This window comes from Prevotella lacticifex (assembly GCF_019973375.1).
GTDB classification, from domain to species: Bacteria; Bacteroidota; Bacteroidia; order Bacteroidales; family Bacteroidaceae; genus Prevotella; species Prevotella lacticifex.
Map to the genome: position 1 here is coordinate 1 of NZ_BPTV01000041.1, position 255 is coordinate 255.

Below are 255 nucleotides of genomic sequence, written 5' to 3' on the forward strand. Positions count from 1 at the left end.
TATTCACTCTATTGCGCATGAACTCACAGATAAGGGAGTATGCCTTGCCTATCTCCACAAGGAATCCGGACACTGCCGTCTCAGACAAATGAACTCCCGGATACATCTCTGATGCAAATGAGCATAGATACTGTACCTGCAAGTCACGGTTCATGATGTCTCCATATGAAGCACGGAGCAAGGCTATGATATAGAGGCGCTTCGCATCGTCGAGATTCCAAACCTTGGCGAGTTCTTGAAGAAGTCCACTGCCGT

Annotated in this window: 1 pseudogene; it reads right to left on the reverse strand. The window is 47.8% G+C overall.

Annotated elements, in window-relative coordinates:
* Nucleotides 1–255: pseudogene (locus tag LDN30_RS16310) on the reverse strand (IS1634 family transposase); the annotation flags it as partial.